Source organism: Pseudonocardia thermophila, from assembly GCF_900142365.1.
Lineage (GTDB): Bacteria > Actinomycetota > Actinomycetes > Mycobacteriales > Pseudonocardiaceae > Pseudonocardia > Pseudonocardia thermophila.
Window position 1 is genome coordinate 20,471 of record NZ_FRAP01000020.1, and the last position, 13,585, is coordinate 34,055.

The window sequence follows — 13,585 nt, forward strand, 5'->3', positions numbered from 1 at the left end:
CAGCGCGTCAGGCGGGCTCGGTGGGACGGGTCGCGCTCCAGATCGTGACGGGCATGGCCGGGCGCCAGCCGTGGAAGCCCCCGACGGGCCCGGCGCGCGCCACCGAGATCCGCACCAACCGCCCGCCGTGAGCAGCGTGAGCAGCAGCGAGCGCGGCTTCCGACTCGACGGTGACGGCGTTGGCGACGATCCGCCCGCCCGGCCGCACCGCGGCCAGGCACGCGGGCAGCACGCCCTCGCGGGTGAGTCCGCCCCCGATGAAGATCACATCCGGCTGCGGTAGCCCGGACAGGGACTCCGGGGCCCTGCCCACCACGACCCGCAGCTCGGGCACGCCGAGCGCAGCAGCGTTGGCGCTGATCACGGTCGCGCGGCCGGGATCGGCCTCGATCGCGATCGCCCGGCAGCTCGGGTGAGCGCGCATCCACTCGATGCCGATCGAGCCGCTGCCCGCGCCGACGTCCCACAGCAGCTCACCGGGCCGCGGCGCGAGGTGGGCCAGGGTGACCGCTCGGACCTCCCGCTTGGTCAGCTGCCCGTCGTGCTGGTAGGCGTCGTCGGGCAGGCCGGGGGTCTCGCCGAGCCCGGAGTCGCCGCGGCACTGCAGCGCGACGATGTTCAGCGGATCGACCTCGGCCGTCCACTCGGCCGCCACACCGTCGACGCGGCGCTCGTCCGGCCCGCCGAGCTGCTCCAGCACCGTCATCTCGGTGGCGCCGAACCCGGCCTCGATGAGCAGGGCGGCGATCTCCGCGGGGGTGTCTGCGCCCGCGGACAGGACGAGGATGCGCCGCCGGTCGGCGAGCACGCGGCGCAGCCGGTCCAGCGGGCGCCCGACGACGGAGACGACCTCGACGTCGTCGGCGGGCCAGCCCAGCCGGGCACAGGCCAGCGACACCGACGACGGGTGCCCGATCACCCGGACCCGCTCGGTGCCCAGCACCCGCACGAGCGTGCCGCCCAGGCCGTAGAACATGGGATCGCCGCTGGCCAGTGCGACGACCCGGCGCCCGGCGAAGCCGTCGAGGAACGCGGCCAGCCGCGGCAGCATGGGCGACGGCCAAGCCACCAGCTCGGCGGTGGTGCGGCCGGCCACCAGGTCGAGCTGGCGCCGACCGCCGAGCACGACCTCTGCGTCGGTGATCGCGGCGCGCGCGGGATCGGTGAGCCCGGCCCAGCCGTCGGCCCCGACGCCGACGACGGTGACCTCCACGCCGCTCACTTCACGCTGCCCAACAGCCGATCGACGGCGATCTCGATCACGACCCGCTCCGGGTTCTCCCGCGGCTGACGGTACCGCTGCGCGTAGCGCCGCTCGGCCTCGGCGACCGACTCGCGGTCGGTGCGCACGTGCGCCACGCCCTGCAGCGTGGACCAGCGGCGGAACCCGTCGTGGCAGGTGACGGAGGCGCGGGCACCGGCGTCGCCGTGCGCGAGTACGTTGCGGACCTTCTTGGAGCCCCGCCGCGTGATCACCCGTGCCAGCCCGGCGTCGGGATCGACGGTCACCCCGACGGCGACGACGTGCGGGGTGCCGTCCGGGGAGACCGTGGCGAGCAGGCAGACCCGGCGTTCGGCCCAGAACTCGCGGAACTCGTCGGACGTCTCGGCCAGCGGGTTGCCCATGCGGTCATTGTCACCACCGCCCACCGCGGCTCCCGGCGCACCCACCCAACGAGGGTGCGGTGGAGCGGCGACGATCACGGCAGGTGACCGTCAGCGGCCGACCGTTCACCGTCGAGCCGCAGGTCAGCAGATGATGTTCGACCACTCGGACGAGTCGGGGCCGCGCTCGCCGCGCGCCGGCGACGTCCGGGCGACGGAGGCGGTCACGGCAGGCAGCCCTGAGGGACGGTGGCCGCATGCGCTCCCCATTCCGCATCCCCGCCGCGGCCGCGGCGGGTGTCCTCACCGCCCTTCTGGTGTCCGGCTGCGGCGGCGGCGCGCCGGCGGAACCGGCGCCCGAGCCCGTCGTCGCCGCGCCCGCCGGCCACTCCGGGCACGACAGCGGCCTGCCCGAGCTGTGGGCCGTGCAGAGCGGACCGCTCGGCGTCGTCACCACGGACGGGGCGGGCCGGTTGCTCTACCGCTCCGACGCCGACTCCGCCACGCCGCCGACCAGCAACTGCACCGGCCCCTGCACCGAGACGTGGAAGCCGGTGCTGCTCCCCGAGGGGCAGGAGCCTGCGCTGCTGGGCGTGGACAGGTCGAAGGTCGGGCAGCTGACCCGCCCGGACGGGACCGTGCAGCTCACCCTCGGCGGCTGGCCGCTGTACTACAACGCGACCGACGAGCCCGGCCTCACCACGGCGGGCCACCACGGCGAGAACGGCTGGTCGGTGATCACGCCCACGGGCGAGAAGGCGGGGCAGAACTAGAGCTCGAGCCGGCCGACCGGCACACCGTGGCCGAGCACCGGCACCTCGCCGAACGTGCCGAGCTCGGTCTCGCCGAGCGCCCGCAGAGCGGCCGCGACCACGACCGGGAGCGGCCGCGCCGCACCGTCGAGCACCTTGACGGCCAGCGCCCGGCCGTCGGGCAGGGCGGCGGCGAACACGCCCTCGGCGCCGATCTTCCCGATCGCACCGGGGACGGCCGCGGCCAGCTCGACCTCCAGCCGCCCGGTGCCGGACACCCACCACGGGTGCGCGCGCATCGCCGCAGCCACGCGGCCCTCCGCGGTGTCCGGCGCGGCCGCAGCGATCCGGGCGAACGCCTCGGCTAGGCCGGCCACGGTGCAGGAGAAGAGCGGGGCGCCGCAGCCGTCGACGGTGGTGACCGCCGGGTCGCCGTCCCCGGTCAGCCGGGCGATCGCGGCCCGGACGGCGCGCTGCAGCGGATGCCCGGGATCGCGGTAGCCGGTGGGATCCCAACCGGCGGCGACGCACGTCGCGAGCATGGCCGCGTGCTTGCCGGAGCAGTTCTGCGCGATCGGTTCGGGGCCGCGCCCGGCGGCTCGCCACGCGAACGCTGCCTGCGCGTCCCACGGCAGGGCAGGGGTGTTCTGCAGGTCCGCCTCGGCGAAGCCGGCGCCGGCCAGGATCCCGGCGACGCCGGCGCGGTGGGCGGGCTCGCCGGAGTGGCTGGCCGCGGCGAGGGCGAGCAGCTCACCGGACAGGTCGAGGCCGTGCTCGAGCATCGCGACGGCCTGCACCGGCTTGAGCGCGGAGCGGGGCAGGAACGTCGTGGCGGGGTCGCCGATCGACCAGACGGTCCGCCCGCCGCCGTCCCGGGCGACCGCGTGCCCGAGGTGCACGGACTCGACGAACCCGCCGCGCACGACACGGGCGAGCACGCCCGCCCTCATTCAGTCCCGCCCTCGTCGCCCGGGTTACCGCGGGCGATCGTCGCCAACGTGTCGAGGGCCTCGCCGAGCACGGGCAGCGGCGGGATGGCCAGCGCCAGGCGCACCGCGTTGGGCGCGTGCGCGGACCCGACGGCGAACGCCGCCGCCGGCGTGACGCCGATCCCCGCCCGGGCCGCAGCCGCGACGAACATCTCGGCCCGCCACGGCGCCGGAAGCTCCCACCAGCAGTAGTAGGCGTGCGGATCGGCGCGCACCGCGAACCCGGCGAGCTTCTCCGCGACGAGGGCCTGCCGCACGGCGGCGTCGGCCCGCTTGGCCTCCTCGAGTCGGCGCAGCGTGCCGTCGTTGATCACCCGAGTGGTGGCCTCGACGGCGAACGTCGGCGCCAGCGATCCGGCGGCCCGCAGCGCCCCGGCCACCCGACCGACCTTGCCGGGGGGCGGCACGACGTACCCGACGGAGAGCCCGGGGGCGAGCCGCTTGCTCAGGCTGTCGACGACGACCGTGCGCTCGGGTGCGAACGCGGCCAGCGGCGGCGGGGCGTCGACGGCGAGGAACGCGTTGATCAGGTCCTCGATCACCACGAGATCGAGCTCGGCGACGACCTCGGCGAGCTCCTCACGCCGCTGCTGCGACATCGTGACGCCGAGCGGGTTGTGGTGCGTTGGCTGCAGGTAGAGCGCCGAGAGCGGACCGGCCGCGGCGATGGCGTCGGGGCGCACGCCCTCCTCGTCGACGGCCAACGGCACGAACTGCACCCCGAGCCGCTGGCCGATACCGCGCACGACCGGGTAGGTCAGCGCCTCCACCCCGAGCCGCCCGCCGACCGGGACGAACGCGCTGATCGCCGTGGAGATCGCCTGTTTGCCGTTGCCGGTGAAGAGGATGCACTCCGGGGCGGGGGTCCAGCCGGAGCGCGAGAGCGCGACCGCGGCGGCGGCGCGGGCGGCCGGGGTGCCGCCGGCGAGCGGGGCGCGCAGCCCGGCGCCGAGCGATTCGGGCCGCAGCATCCCGTCGAGCGAGCGGGCCAGCAGCTGGGCCTGTCCAGGCAGGACGGGGAAGTTCAGCTCCAGGTCGACCCGGGTGCGCGGGGAGGGTTCGACGGCGCCCCGCCGCAGGTCGGCGTCCCCGCTGCGGACGAACGTGCCCCGCCCGACCTCGCCGACGACGAGCCCGCGCCGGGTCAGCTCACCGTAGACCCGGGAGGCCGTGGAGACGGCGATGCCGCGCTCGCGGGCGAATCGGCGCTGGGTGGGCAGCCGGTCTCCGGGCTTGAGCCGCCCGGCCTTGATGTCGGCGGCCACGGCATCAGCCAGGACGCGGAAGTCGTCCACGATTGCTCCGAGATCATTGTCGCTATTGAACTGTGATATTGCACCGGTCATGCTCGAGGCGTCAACTCGAGGAGGTGCCCGCATGCACACCCTGTCCCGGCCCGGAGGCGTGCTGGCCTTCGACGACGACGGCCCGGACGGTCCCGCACCGCTGCTGTTCGTGCACGGCATGCCGTTCGACCGCACGATGTGGCGCGATCACGTCGACCGGTACGCGGCCGAGCGCCGGGTGATCGTCCCCGACCTGCGTGGCTTCGGCCGGAGCTCCGGCCCGCCGGCGAGCTGGGCGGGGTATGCGGATGACCTGGCCACGCTGCTCGCCGACCGGCGCGTGCCCCCGGCCGTCGTCGTCGGGTTCTCGATGGGCGGGCTCGTCGCGCTGGACCTGCAGGACCGGTACCCGCACCTGGTCGCGGGCCTCGCGCTGGTGGACACGACCGCCGGCCCCGACCCGGACCCCGCCGCCCGGCACGCGCTGGCCGACCGTCTGGAGCGCGAGGGCATGGACCCGTACACGGTCGAGACGCTGTACCGGATGGTCCGACCAGATTGCTCCGAGAGGATCGTCGAGCACGTGCTCGCGATGATGCGTGACGCCGATCCGGCCGGGGTCGCGGCGGCGCACCGGCTGCGTGCCTGGTGCCCCGATCACCGGGACCGGCTGGCCGGCATCGCCGTGCCGACCGCGGTGATCGTCGGCGCCGACGACGAGCTGACCCCGCTCCCCGCCGCCGAGGAACTGGCGCAGATCCCGGGCGCCGAGCTCACGGTCGTCGAGCGGGCCGCGCACATGCCGCCGGTCGAGCGGCCCGACGTGTTCGCCGCGGCCCTCGACCGGCTGCTGGCTCGCGTCGATCGGAGGGTGCGCCCGGCCGCTTGAACCCGCCGAGCGTCGAGAACGAACCCGTGGCGGGATCCCATCGTTTCGGACGACCGCAACGTCGTTCTCGACGCATCACCCATCGGCGGCCTCACCCCGCCCAGGCCCTCCGCAGCAGCTCTCGCAGCCCGGTCTCGTCCACCGGGACCGGGTTGTCCTTCGGCACGGCGGGAGCGGCGAGCTGGGCGGCCTCGGCGAGCCGGTCCTCGGCCAGGCCGAGCTCCCGCAGCCCGCGCGGCACCCCCAGCTCGTCGGCGAGCGCCCGCAGCCCGGCGACGGCGTCGTCCGCCCCGAGCGCGCGGGCGATCCGCTCGGCGGCCTCCGGCGCGCCCGGGGCGTTAAACGCCAGCACGTGCGGCAGCAGCACCGCGTGCGTCCGCGCGTGCGGCATGCCCATCCCACCCAGCACGTGCGCGAGCTTGTGGTGCAGCCCCGATCCCGTGACGGCGAACGCCGCCGCGCCCAGCCACGCCCCGCGCAGCAGCTCTTCGGGATCGACCGTGCGCAGGCCGGCGGCCAGCGCGCGGATCCCGTCCTCGGCCAGCACGGCGCTGATCGGGTTGCGCCCCGGCGCCCACATCCCGTCGACGGCGTGCGCCATCGCGTTCAGCCCGCTCGCCACGGCGAGGTCCCGCGGCAGGGACGCCACCAGCTCCGGGTCGTAGACGACCACCTTCGGCAGCACGACCGGATCGGTACCGGTGATCTTCCGGCCGCCCTCGGTGAGCCCCCAGATCGGGGTCATCTCCGAGCCCGCGTACGTGGTCGGGACGGCGACGATCGGCAACCCCTCGGTCAGCGCCACGGCCTTGGCGGCCCCGATCGCCGAACCGCCACCGATCGCGACCACCGCGTCCGCGCCCCGAGCCGCGGCCCGCGCCGCCTCCGCCGTCCCGACGGGCACGTGCTCGCGGACCTCGGTGAACCGGCCGTGGACGCGGCCGGCGAACGGTTCGGCCAGCGCCGCGTACCGGTCGGACCCGACCAGCAGGACGGCTTTCGCACCCAGCCGGTCGACCTCGGCGGCGAGCCGGGTGCGCGCCGCACCGGCGCCGAACACGACCCGCGAGGGCAGTGCGTCGTAGATGAAGGGCTCCACGGGGCGAGTCCACCACAACGGCGCCACGGGCGCGGGGGATCTGCCGGTCAGTGGTAGTGCGGATCACGAGCGGGGACGCAGCGCCACCACCAGCACCGCCCCGGCGGCGAGGACGAGCGCCGCCACCAGCCCGGCGGTGCTCAAGGCCCCTGGCAGCGCGTCGCCGACGGCGTGGTCGAGCCCGGTCGCGGCGAGGATCGCGGCCAGCCCGACGGCCCCGCCGACGTACTGCGCCGTCGACGCGACGGCCCCGGCCACCCCCTGCTCCCCGGCCGGCGCGGCTGCCCCCACTGCCCGGTAGACGGCCGGGTACGCGACACCGGCGAACAGCGCCCAGACGAGCCAGGGCAGCGTCACCACGTAGTCCTCGGCGGGCACGCTGATCGCGACCCCGGCCACTCCGGCCGCCATCCCGGCGAGCCCGACGGCCAGCGCCCGCACCGGGCCGTACCGGTTGAGCAGCCGCGGGAACAGCAATCCGGACCCGGCCATCGACAGCAGGCTCATCGGCGCGAACGCCAGCCCCGCCGCCAGCGGGGTGAACCCGAGGACGTCCTGCAGGAACACGGTGATCAGGTAGTAGGCGGCGGCGACGGCGCCCATGAAGAGGAACACCGCAGCGGTGGGCACCGCGATCCCTCGCCCGCGCAGCAGCCGGGGCGGCAGCAGCGGATCCGCCGTCCGCGCTTCGACCAGCAGGAACACGACCAGCAGCGCCAGCCCTGCGACGATCGCCCAACCCCGGGTGACGATGCCGTAGACCAGCGCGGTCGCCCCGGCGGTGGCCACCACCGCACCCGGCGCGTCGAACGCACCGGGCCGCCCTGGACCGTCGGCGGGGAACACCCGGGCGGCCGCGACGAGCACGGCCGCGACCGGCACGGCGACGAGCAGCACGGCCTGCCAGCCGAACGCGGCGGTGAGCGCGCCACCGCCGAGAGCGCCGACCGCGGCCCCGGACGCGCCCGCCACCCCCCACAGCGCGAACGCGCGGTTGCGCTCGGCTCCCTCGGCGAACGTGGCCCCGAGCAGGGCGAGGCTCGCCGGCACGATCAGCGCGGAGCCGAGCCCCTGCACGGCGCGCGCCGCGACGAGCGCGGCCGGCGTGGTGGCGAGCCCGCCCGCGAGTGACGCCGCGCCGAACACCGCCATCCCGACGGCGAACATCCGGCGCTTCCCGAGCCGGTCGGCGCAGCGGCCGCCGAGCAGCAGGAACCCGCCGAGCACGACGGTGAACGCCGACACCACCCACTGGAGCCCGTCCGGTGGGAAGCCGAGCGCCCGGCCGATCTGCGGCAGGGCGACGAACACGATGTCGAAGTCGACGGCGACGAGGAACTGGGCGACGGCCAGCACCGTCATGCGCAAGCCGGTCCGGGACCGGACGGTGGTGGGCACAGAACATCTCCTTGGTGCACGATTGGTAACTGAGGCGATGCTCTGTCACCGCTGGCGAGCTGGGAAGAAGGCACTTTCATGTCTCAGGGACACACGGATGTGACCGTCCAGGCAGGACCGCTGGACCACATCTGCCCGCTCAACGAGCTGCTCGACCGGATCAGCGGGAAGTGGGCGATCGGCATCCTGACGCTGGTCGGCGACCGCGGCCCGATCCGGTTCACCGAACTGGAGCGCGGCGTGCGGGGCATCAGCCGCCGGATGCTGACGCTGACCCTGCGCAACCTCGAGCGCGACGGCCTGCTGGTGCGCACCGTGCACCCGACGGTGCCGCCGAAGGTCGAGTACTCGCTGACGCCCGAGGCCCGCGAGCTCGCCGCCATCCTCGCCGACCTGACGGACTGGGCGCTGCGGCACCGCCCGCAGGTGGCCCGGGCCCGCGCGGAGTACGACGCCCGCGCTCAGGCGGAGCGGGAGAGGTAGGCCTCCACCCCGTCCAGGATCCGTTCGAGGCCGAACCGGAACAGCTCGTCGCGCTCGGCCGCGGGATCCGGTCCGGGTGCGAACGCCCCGGCAGCCGCCGCGCGGACGAACGCCGGGAACCGCTCGGGGTCCATCGCCCGGGCCATCACCTTCTCGTTGCTGCCGGTAGCGGTCGCGGCGTCGTCGATCGCGCGGAAGGTCGTGTCGGCGATGACGTGCGCGTTGATCAGCAGGATCGTCTCGATCTTCTCCGCCTCGGTGAGCGTTGTCGGGGCGAGTGCCTGCAGCGCGGCCTCGATCCACAGCAGCTGGTTGGGCGTGGCCGGCGCGCCGACCAGCGAGAGCGTCTGCACGTACCAGGGATGGGCGCGGACGCCCGCGAGGCCTGCCCATGCCCAACGGGTGATGTCGGCCCGCCAGTCCCCGGTGGGCGCGATTTCGGGCGGCGGGACGCCGACCGCCCGGTTCTGCATGTGCAGCAGCAGCTCTTCCTTGTTGGCCACGTGCCGGTAGATCGCCATCGGGGTGAAGCCGAGGCGCTTGGCGACGCGGCTCATCGAGACGGCGTCGAGACCCTCGGCGTCCGCGATCGCCATCGCGGCCTCGACGACGCGGTCGAGCGTCAGCCCTTCGCGGGGCGCCGGGCCCGGCGTGGCCGTCCAGACCGCCTCGAGTGGCGTCACGTCGCTCATCGAGTGTTGATCCTATGCGATGTGTATGGCATATACTTTGCTTATGACATACACAATCGCCGTCGAGGGACTGCAGAAGTCCTACGGCGCGAACCCGGCGCTCACCGGGGTGGATCTGCACGTCCCGAAGGGGAGCGTGCATGCGTTGCTGGGCCCCAACGGGGCCGGGAAGTCGACGACGGTCAAGGTCCTCGCCACGCTCGTCGCACCCGACGCCGGACGGGTCGTCGTGGCCGGGCACGACGTCACGGAGGAACCCGCGGCGGTGCGCCGGGTCATCAGCCTCACCGGCCAGCACGCCGCCGTCGACGAGGTGCTCACCGGACGGGAGAACCTCGTGATGATGGCGCGGCTGCGGCACGCGAGCCGGGCGGAGGCGCGCGCCGCGGCCGATCGGCTGCTGGCCCGGTTCGACCTGCTCGACGCGGCCGACCGCCGGGTGGGCACCTACTCCGGCGGCACGGCGCGCCGGCTCGACATCGCGCTCAGCCTCGTCGGCGAACCGCAGGTGCTGTTCCTCGACGAGCCCACGACTGGGCTCGATCCGCGCAGCCGCCGCGACGTATGGGCAGCCGTGGAGGAGCTGGCCGGATCGGGGGTCACGGTGCTGCTCACCACCCAGTACCTGGAGGAGGCCGACCGCCTCGCCGACCGCATCACCGTCCTCGCCGGCGGGGAGGTGGCCGCCGAGGGCACGGCGGACGAGCTGAAGTCGCGGATCGGCGGCGAGACCGTGCAGCTGGTGCTGCCCGATGCCGCCGCCCTGTCCGCCGCGCTCACCGCGGTCGACGGGCGGGCCCGCATCGACGAGGCCGGACTCTCCCTGCACGTCACGACGGACGGCAGTGCGGCCGCGGTGCGCGACCTGCTGGCGCTGATGGCCGCCCGCGACGTCCCCGTCGAGCGGATCGCGGTGCACCGGCCGTCCCTCGACGACGTCTTCCTCGCCCTCACCGGGCCCCGCGGGGTTGTCGCGGCATGACGGTCATGACCGAGGTCGGCACGCTCATCGGACGCAGCGTGCGGCACACCGCGCGCAGCGTCGACGCCACCATCGTCGCGATCGTGCTGCCGGTGATGATCCTGCTGACGTTCGTCTACGTACTCGGCGGCGCGATCGACACCGGCACCGACTACCTCACCTACGTCGTACCCGGCATCGTCGTGCTCTGCGCGGCGCACGGCTCGGCGATGACGGCCACGTCGGTCAACCACGACCTGACGACCGGCATGGTCGACCGCATCCGCTCGCTCCCGGTGGTGGGCGCGTCGCTGCTGGTCGGGCACGTGGTGGCGGGCGTGCTGCGCAACCTCGTCTCGACCGCGGTGGTGATCGCGGTGGCGGTGCTGCTCGGGTTCCGACCGGCCGCATCGCCGCTCGACTGGGTGCTGACCACGGGCCTGCTGGCGCTGTTCATGGCTGCGTTCGGGGCGATCGCCGCGGCGTGGGGCCTGTTCGTGCGCGGCCCGGAAGCGGCCGGGGCGCTCGCGTTCGTTCTGCTGTTCCTGCCGTACGTGAGCAGCGCGTTCGTGCCACCGGAGACGATGCCCGCGGTGCTGCGCGGGTTCGCCGCGCACCAGCCGACCACCCCGGTGGTGGAGACGCTGCGGGCGCTGCTGCTCGGCGGCGCGGAGAGCAGCCCGGCCGTCCCGGCGGTGCTGTGGTGCGCCGGGCTGCTCGTGGCCGGGGTCGCGGCGGCGGGCGCGCTGTTCCGCCGCCGCACGAGCTGACCCGTCACCAGAGGAAGATCGGGCTCGCCGGATCCGCCTCCAGGCTGGCGAAGTTGATCAGCATTCCGGTGTGCGTGTAGAAGTTCAGCGCGCTGAACACCGCGAAGCCCAGGCCGGCGAGCGTCCAGCACCAGTACAGGGTGAGCCAGGCCCGGTGGTTTCCGCGGACCGCTCGCGGGAAGACGAGGCAGCCGATCGCGGAGAGCCCGTAGAGCCCGATCCCGAAGAACAGGTTCTCCAGCACCGGCAGGTGACCGAACCGACCGGTGATCGGCTCGGCCTCGGGGGCACCGCCGACGGCGTTGAACCGGATGATCGCCACGGCGCACACGACCAGCACGATGCCGAGCCAGAACACGATCCAGGTGACCGGGGCCAGCGCGGCGCGCAGCCGGTCGACGTCGATGCGCTCGGGGTCCCCCTCGTCCGCGCGGGCGTGCCGGGCCAGCCACCACGTCGCGGCGACGAGCACGGCGGCCAGGATCAGCGCCGGCTCGCTGAAGACGGTGTCGATCCAGGTCTTCGCGCTGTGCAGGGGATGCGTGACGGTGCTGATCAGCGCGAGCGGGTAGAGCACGAGGGCCAGCGCGGCGAACGCGGCGACCCACCCCGTCCGGGAGAACGTGTCCCGGGCGATCAGCAGCAGCGGCGCCTGCGCGCCGGTGACGACCGCCCAGAAACGCGGCACGAGCAGGAGCACGAGCCCGGCGATCACGCCGACCGTGGTGTTGTACATGACGAGCGTCTGCATCTCGGTCCCCCCTTGTCCAGTCCATGCGAACCGTCCACATGCGACGGCGCATTCTCTCGGGGGCGATCAGCCGAGAACACGGCGCATCCTGACAATCAGGAACGAATTCCTGCCGAGCGGACGCTCAACGACGGCGCTCCACCGCCCACACCACGACCGCAGCACCTCCAGCCAGCGCGAGCGCGAGCCTCGCCACCACGACCCGGCCCGTCCCACCCGCGGCGGCGATCACGACCGGCCGCGCAGGCGGATCCTCGGTGTTGGCGACCACCAGCGCCAGCCACGTCGCGACCGGGTACAGCACCAGCACCGACGCCGCCCACGGCGCGGGCAGCGCACCGGGATCGCCCCCGTACAACACGGCGAGCGCCCCGGCGCAGAGGATCACCGGAAGCAGCACCCGCTGCGACCGCAGCACGTCGGCCAGCAGGAACCGCGCGCAGGCCACCGTCCTCATCAGCGCCACCCGATCGGTGCCACCCCGCGGAGACGTCGTTGCGGTGCACCGACAGCACCGAGCAGCCCACCGCGAGCGCCGCCGCCAGCACGGCGTCGGTGCCGCACTGCCCGGACCCGGACAGTGCGGCAGTCGCGGTCGCACCACACCACCTCGACCGGTGGGAGTGTGCGCAGCACGGCCGCGGGGTCGCCGGGGCAGCGCAGCGCGATCACGGCGGTGGCCGGATCCGGCTCCGGCGGTGCGACCGGCACGAGCTGCCGTCGACCAGCTCGTACGCCACCACCCCGGACAGCGTGAACGCCCGGCCCGTGTGGTCGGCGACGAGCACAGCGGCACCGGCCTCGACGACGTCGGCGAGGAGCCGTTCCAGTGCGACGGCGGCCGCGCCGTCCACGGCTCGTCCAGCACGAGGAGGCCGGGCGCACAGCCGATCGCCTGCGCGAGGCCCACCCTCTGCGCGTTGCCCGTCGACAGCTGCGCGACCGGTCCGTCGAGCGCACCGTCGAACCCCAGTGCGGCGAGCACCCGCGTGTGCTCCGCCGGGCGGCCGTGCACCGCGGCGAGACGGCGCAGATGGTCGCGCACCGGCATCCGCGCCGAAGCCGGGTACGGCACCGGCAGGTACCCGACGACGGGCGGGCGTCCGCGCACCGTGCCCGCCGAGGGCGCTGCCGCGCCCGCGGCGATCCGCAGCAACGTCGACTTCCCGGACCCGTTCCGCCCGGTCACGACCACCGGCGCACCGGGGTCCAGGTCGAGGCCCACCCCGGCGAGCACCGCGCGGCGCCGGTAGCGCTTGCCCGCCCCGCGCAGCCGGACCACCGGAGCAGGATGCCACCGAGCAGTCGGACCGCGGACGACAGTACCGGGACTAACCTGAGCGCATGTCTCGTGATCCGTACGCAGATCTGCCGAAGGTCCCGTCCTTCACGCTCACCAGCACCGATCTGACCGACGGTGGTCCGCTCGCGAAGCCGCAGCTCTCGGGCATCTTCGGCGCCGGTGGCGAGGACGCGTCGCCCCAGCTGTCCTGGAGCGGCTTCCCCGCGGAAACGAAGTCCTTCGCGGTCACCTGCTACGACCCGGACGCCCCGACCGGGTCCGGGTTCTGGCACTGGGCCGTCGCCGACATCCCGGTGTCGGTGACCTCGCTGCCGACCAACGCGGGTGACGAGACCGGCTCCGGCCTCCCCGAAGGCGCGGTGACGCTGACCAACGACGCCTCGCTCAAGCGGTTCCTCGGCGCCGCCCCGCCGCCCGGACACGGCGTGCACCACTACTGGTTCGCCGTGCACGCGGTCGACGTCGAGTCGCTGAACCTGCCGGAGAACGCCACCCCGGCGTTCCTCGGGTTCAACCTGTTCTCGCACACGCTGGCCCGCGCCGTCATCGTCGCGACGCACGAGAACAAGGGCTGACGAGGAAGTTCCCGTGCCCCGCCGGTGTTGGG

At 74.4% G+C, this 13,585-nt stretch carries 16 protein-coding genes and 1 pseudogene; 6 read left to right on the forward strand and 11 right to left on the reverse strand.

Annotated features, from left to right (window positions below; translation table 11 throughout):
* Positions 1-7: 7 nt before the first annotated feature.
* Together cbiE and BUE41_RS23095 are read right to left on the reverse strand one after the other, a co-directional pair.
* The gene (cbiE, locus tag BUE41_RS23090; RefSeq protein ID WP_073459409.1) at positions 8-1,222 is read right to left on the reverse strand and encodes a precorrin-6y C5,15-methyltransferase (decarboxylating) subunit CbiE; all 1,215 of its coding nucleotides are present in this window, start codon (positions 1,220-1,222) and stop codon (positions 8-10) included.
* Positions 1,219-1,626 carry a pyridoxamine 5'-phosphate oxidase family protein gene (locus tag BUE41_RS23095; RefSeq protein ID WP_073459411.1) on the reverse strand — a complete coding sequence of 136 codons (408 nt, stop codon included), beginning with the start codon at positions 1,624-1,626 and terminating at the stop codon, positions 1,219-1,221. Before BUE41_RS23095 ends, cbiE begins: the two co-directional genes overlap by 4 nt.
* Positions 1,627-1,862: 236 nt before the next feature.
* On the opposite strand from BUE41_RS23095, the gene BUE41_RS23100 reads away from it, so the two are divergent.
* Complete coding sequence (locus BUE41_RS23100) at positions 1,863-2,378, forward strand: hypothetical protein (protein ID WP_073459412.1); 516 nt, start codon at positions 1,863-1,865, stop codon at positions 2,376-2,378.
* Here the strand turns inward: BUE41_RS23100 and BUE41_RS23105 are convergent.
* A complete protein-coding gene (locus BUE41_RS23105; protein WP_234997505.1) occupies positions 2,375-3,295 on the reverse strand; it encodes an asparaginase in 921 nt (306 codons plus the stop codon). The two genes, BUE41_RS23100 and BUE41_RS23105, sit on opposite strands and share 4 nt — an antisense overlap.
* An 8-nt stretch (positions 3,296-3,303) precedes the next feature.
* Positions 3,304-4,641, reverse strand: coding sequence for an aminotransferase-like domain-containing protein (locus BUE41_RS23110; RefSeq protein WP_200804074.1), 1,338 nt, complete (start codon positions 4,639-4,641; stop codon positions 3,304-3,306).
* Positions 4,642-4,723: 82 nt separating this feature from the next.
* Between BUE41_RS23110 and BUE41_RS23115 the strand changes: the two genes are divergently transcribed.
* On the forward strand, positions 4,724-5,521 hold the full coding sequence (locus BUE41_RS23115) for an alpha/beta fold hydrolase (protein ID WP_073459415.1): 798 nt from the start codon (positions 4,724-4,726) through the stop codon (positions 5,519-5,521).
* A gap of 91 nt (positions 5,522-5,612) precedes the next feature.
* Here the strand turns inward: BUE41_RS23115 and BUE41_RS23120 are convergent, their stop codons facing one another.
* Together BUE41_RS23120 and BUE41_RS23125 are read right to left on the reverse strand one after the other, a co-directional pair.
* A complete protein-coding gene (locus BUE41_RS23120) occupies positions 5,613-6,620 on the reverse strand; it encodes a maleylacetate reductase (protein WP_073459416.1) in 1,008 nt (335 codons plus the stop codon).
* A 63-nt stretch (positions 6,621-6,683) separates the two neighbouring features.
* Positions 6,684-8,018, reverse strand: coding sequence for an MFS transporter (locus tag BUE41_RS23125; RefSeq protein WP_073459417.1), 1,335 nt, complete (start codon positions 8,016-8,018; stop codon positions 6,684-6,686).
* 78 nt (positions 8,019-8,096) lie between these two features.
* On the opposite strand from BUE41_RS23125, the gene BUE41_RS23130 reads away from it, so the two are divergent.
* A complete protein-coding gene (locus BUE41_RS23130; protein WP_073459418.1) occupies positions 8,097-8,501 on the forward strand; it encodes a winged helix-turn-helix transcriptional regulator in 405 nt (134 codons plus the stop codon).
* Here BUE41_RS23130 and BUE41_RS23135 read toward each other — a convergent pair.
* Entirely contained in the window at positions 8,480-9,193 is a 714-nt protein-coding gene (locus tag BUE41_RS23135; RefSeq protein ID WP_073459419.1) for a TetR/AcrR family transcriptional regulator, read from the reverse strand. The genes BUE41_RS23130 and BUE41_RS23135 overlap by 22 nt on opposite strands.
* A gap of 43 nt (positions 9,194-9,236) precedes the next feature.
* Here BUE41_RS23135 and BUE41_RS23140 point away from each other — a divergent pair, with 43 nt between their 5' ends.
* Together BUE41_RS23140 and BUE41_RS23145 are read left to right on the forward strand one after the other, a co-directional pair.
* Positions 9,237-10,175, forward strand: a complete 939-nt coding sequence (locus BUE41_RS23140) for an ATP-binding cassette domain-containing protein (protein WP_073459420.1) — start codon at positions 9,237-9,239, stop codon at positions 10,173-10,175.
* Complete coding sequence (locus BUE41_RS23145; RefSeq protein WP_200804075.1) at positions 10,172-10,924, forward strand: ABC transporter permease; 753 nt, start codon at positions 10,172-10,174, stop codon at positions 10,922-10,924. Before BUE41_RS23140 ends, BUE41_RS23145 begins: the two co-directional genes overlap by 4 nt.
* Positions 10,925-10,928: 4 nt before the next feature.
* On the opposite strand, the gene BUE41_RS23150 is transcribed toward BUE41_RS23145, so the two are convergent.
* The 4 genes and pseudogenes from BUE41_RS23150 to BUE41_RS33005 all read right to left on the reverse strand — a co-directional run.
* Positions 10,929-11,675 carry a DUF981 family protein gene (locus tag BUE41_RS23150; RefSeq protein ID WP_073459422.1) on the reverse strand — a complete coding sequence of 249 codons (747 nt, stop codon included), beginning with the start codon at positions 11,673-11,675 and terminating at the stop codon, positions 10,929-10,931.
* 124 nt (positions 11,676-11,799) lie between these two features.
* Positions 11,800-12,132 carry a hypothetical protein gene (locus BUE41_RS32155; RefSeq protein WP_234997506.1) on the reverse strand — a complete coding sequence of 111 codons (333 nt, stop codon included), beginning with the start codon at positions 12,130-12,132 and terminating at the stop codon, positions 11,800-11,802.
* 211 nt (positions 12,133-12,343) lie between these two features.
* The gene (locus BUE41_RS32160; RefSeq protein ID WP_234997508.1) at positions 12,344-12,529 is read right to left on the reverse strand and encodes a hypothetical protein; all 186 of its coding nucleotides are present in this window, start codon (positions 12,527-12,529) and stop codon (positions 12,344-12,346) included.
* A gap of 56 nt (positions 12,530-12,585) precedes the next feature.
* A pseudogene (locus BUE41_RS33005) lies at positions 12,586-12,957 on the reverse strand (ABC transporter ATP-binding protein); the annotation flags it as partial.
* Positions 12,958-13,019: 62 nt separating this feature from the next.
* Here BUE41_RS33005 and BUE41_RS23160 point away from each other — a divergent pair.
* On the forward strand, positions 13,020-13,553 hold the full coding sequence (locus tag BUE41_RS23160; RefSeq protein WP_073459424.1) for a YbhB/YbcL family Raf kinase inhibitor-like protein: 534 nt from the start codon (positions 13,020-13,022) through the stop codon (positions 13,551-13,553).
* Positions 13,554-13,585 lie beyond the last annotated feature (32 nt).